Here is a 3299-nt window from a genome sequence, read left to right on the forward strand (position 1 = left end):
GTGAACTTCTGTTCACCTGTAGGAGCGCCACCCTGATGTCCTATCACGGAAGACAGCTTCACCGAAGGNTGCATCGCCTTCANGGTCTTCTCCAGTTCNTCCGCGCCAATCTTCTTGCCCAGCTCCACAAACTGGTCTTTGTTGTTTAACTCAATGCGTTTGTCGGCNATGGCTTGCTCGACAAGGCTGTTGATTCTCGNCAAGGTGAGCTTCTCTTTTTCCTGAAGCAGAGACGCGTTCTGTTCCTTGACNGCATTCAACTCGGCAATCTTGGCGGAGATTTCAGCCTCGGTNGCCGTTTCNGGCAGCCCCAAATTCAGGGCNATGGTNTTGTTTTCCATTTCTTCTGTTTTTTGTTTGTTAATATTATTCAAAAGCGGCAGCGGGCAATCTNCGTCCCTGCCGAGGGTTATTCTTTTTCCGTCTTTATGAAGCACGAGGGCATCATCATTGGCACCGACATCGGCAACGCTTACCTCAAATAGCTTGCTCTTTGTGATGGTAGGACGTGTCTGCCCCTGGACAAGCACGCTCGCATCCTCACTTGTTTCCAATATATCCAAGCCGGCGCTCACCATTCTCAGGCTGCCGAACTCAAACTGCTTCTTGCAGCGTTGGCTAAGTTCTGAGGCACAGTCGAACATCAGTTCGCCGGTTACCTCATTGTTCTCCACCTTCAGGTCTTTCACATAACCCACCACATTGCCGCGCTCGTGCATATAGAGCAGTACGGGGTTACGGTTGTACTGCGACACGTCCATGCCGCTCGTCAGCACTCTGAACCCGTAGCTGTTCAGGCTGTCATTGGATATTCTTACTCGTTTTCCCATTTGCGTTAGTTTATGAGTTTATTAGTTTACGAGTTCACGAGGTGATAGTTTTCAAGCAACAAGTCTATTTACTCGTCTACTTGTCTCCTTGTCAACTCGTCTACTATCTACTTTTTTCGACTGCAATATTAAGCGATAAATCGCTGATTGCCAAAAAAGTATGAAACCGCTACACGCTTCTATGAAGTGACTGCATCTTTTTTTTGCAACCTCAATAAAATAAGGCAATTTTGCAGTGAAAACGAAAGTCCTAAGCAGACGTTTGAAAAACGCCTGCTATATAAAAACATACAAGCTGATTTATGACAAAAGCAGAAACAGAAAAGAAAAAATCACTGGCACGCTCTCTCTACCTTGCAGGAATGGAGCAGAACGAGATAGCGGAGAAAGTTGAGGTGTCAAGGGTTACCATATCCAAGTGGTGCAATGCGGATGGGTGGAAGGAGGCGAGGGCGGCAAAGAACGTGACACGACCCGAGCTGGTAAACAAACTGCTGCTCACCATTGACAAGTTGATAACCGAGGTGAACGAGTCGGAAGACCCAACGCTCATTGCTGGCATAGGCGACAAGCTTGCCAAGCTGTCCTCCGTCATCGAGAAGCTCGACAAGAAGGCAAATGTCGTGGATGCGATTGAGGTCTTTATGGCATTCTCCAAGTGGCTGGAGTACCGCGCAACCATCGACCCCTCTGTAACACCCGAGCTCATCAAGACCATCAACAAGTTTCAGGATATGTACCTCACCGAGCAGATGGGAATCAAATGATAATTCATAATCTATACCGAGGAGACGAGGAGACAAGTTAACAAGTTGATAGCCATCAACTCGTCAACTCGTAAACTCGTCAACTCGTAAACTAAAAAAACTACCCCCCCCATGGCAACAGCAGCAGAAAAGAAACTGGCATTCGAACAGTGGAAAGAGCATTGCAAGCGCATTCAGTCCATTACGGACACTACGGCACTTGCCAACGAAACACCTGCCCAGAAAGAAAGGCGCAAGGAAAGACTGCTCAGCAACTATGCAGCTTTCTGCGAGTACTACTTTCCACATTTCCTCACCCTGCGCAACAAGACAACAGGCGAAGTAGTCCGCACGGTACACAATGCGCCGTTCCACAACCAAGCCGCGCGCAAGATTATGGATACGCCTAACCTCAAGGCAGTATTCATGTGGCCCAGAGGACACGCCAAGTCCACGCACTTTGACATATTCATGCCCCTATGGCTGATGCTCCGCCCCAAACGGCTCATCAACTTTATGGTTGTGGTGGGCAAGTCGCAGGGAAGCGCGAACCGACTCCTTGGCGACATTCAGGCAGAACTGGAGTACAACCAGCGCATCATCGCTGACTTCGGTCAGCAGAAGAATCTCGGACTGTGGACGGCAGGGGAGTTCAAGACTTCCTCCGGCGTGAAGTTCCTTGCCGTAGGCCGTGGTCAGTCGCCGCGTGGACTACGTGAACGCGAGGCGCGACCGGACTATATCGTCATTGACGACCTTGACGACGATGAACTCTGCCGTAATGAACGCCGTGTGCGCGAACTCACCGACTGGGTGAAGGAGGCGCTCTTCGGTGCACTCGATGTGGGGCGTGGACGTTTCCTTATGGTGGGTAACCTTATATCCAAAACCTCCGTACTGGCCAATATCGCAGCCACGAGGGGCGTATTCGTCTCAAAGGTTCAGGCCGTCGATAAGAACGGGGAGCCCGTATGGAAGGAGAAATGGACCAAGGAAGATGCGCAGGAGTACCGTGACTTCGTGGGCTACCGAGCATGGGAGAAAGAGATGATGCATAACCCCATCGTGGACGGCACCATCTTCCGAGACGACTGGATAAGATACAAGGCCATGCCGTCGCTCCGAAAGTACGACATGCTGGTGTGCTACACGGACCCTTCGTTCAAATCAACGACGGCCAACGACTACAAGGCTTCCCGCCTATGGGGCAAGATTGGCAAGGAGCTGCATCTCATCGACTGTTATGTACGGCAGGATACCGTCGGCGGTATGGTACGCTGGCTCTATGACCTCTACGAGCGGACGAGGGACAAAGCGGCCATACGCTTCTTCATGGAGGCAAACTTCATGCAGGACGTTATTCTTGACGAGTTTGAAAACGAGGGAAACCTGCGTGGATACCAACTTCCACTTATGCCAGACAAACGGAAGAAGCCGGAGAAGATACAGCGCATCGAGGCTGTCAGTCCGCTGTGGGAACGAGGCTTTGTGTTTTATAATGAAAAACTCAAGGATTCACCAGACATGCAAGTAGGCATTGAGCAGACGCTTGCCCTTGAACGCGGCAGCCGTGTGCACGACGATGCACCCGACGCAGACGAGGGGGCTATATGGATTCTGCAGCGCAATGCAAGGCAGGAAAGTTTTCAACCAGTGTTCGGCAAACGGCCGACCGCCAAAAATTCATGGTAGGATGGTGAGCAATTCATAATTCATAATTCAT

3 protein-coding genes are annotated in these 3299 nt (G+C 50.6%); 2 read left to right on the forward strand and 1 reads right to left on the reverse strand.

Going from position 1 to position 3299, the window contains the following annotated elements; genetic code table 11:
- The coding region (locus HMPREF9304_RS12035; RefSeq protein WP_036929528.1) for an HK97 family phage prohead protease at positions 1 to 830 on the reverse strand (830 nt) is incomplete at its 3' end.
- A gap of 302 nt (positions 831 to 1132) precedes the next feature.
- Here HMPREF9304_RS12035 and HMPREF9304_RS12040 point away from each other — a divergent pair.
- Together HMPREF9304_RS12040 and HMPREF9304_RS12045 are read left to right on the forward strand one after the other, a co-directional pair.
- Complete coding sequence (locus tag HMPREF9304_RS12040) at positions 1133 to 1597, forward strand: DUF1804 family protein (protein ID WP_036929529.1); 465 nt, start codon at positions 1133 to 1135, stop codon at positions 1595 to 1597.
- Positions 1598 to 1708: 111 nt separating this feature from the next.
- Positions 1709 to 3268, forward strand: a complete 1560-nt coding sequence (locus tag HMPREF9304_RS12045; RefSeq protein WP_036929530.1) for a hypothetical protein — start codon at positions 1709 to 1711, stop codon at positions 3266 to 3268.
- Positions 3269 to 3299 lie beyond the last annotated feature (31 nt).

Source organism: Hoylesella timonensis S9-PR14 (genome assembly GCF_000762405.1).
In the GTDB taxonomy this organism is placed as follows: Bacteria; Bacteroidota; Bacteroidia; order Bacteroidales; family Bacteroidaceae; genus Prevotella; species Prevotella timonensis_A.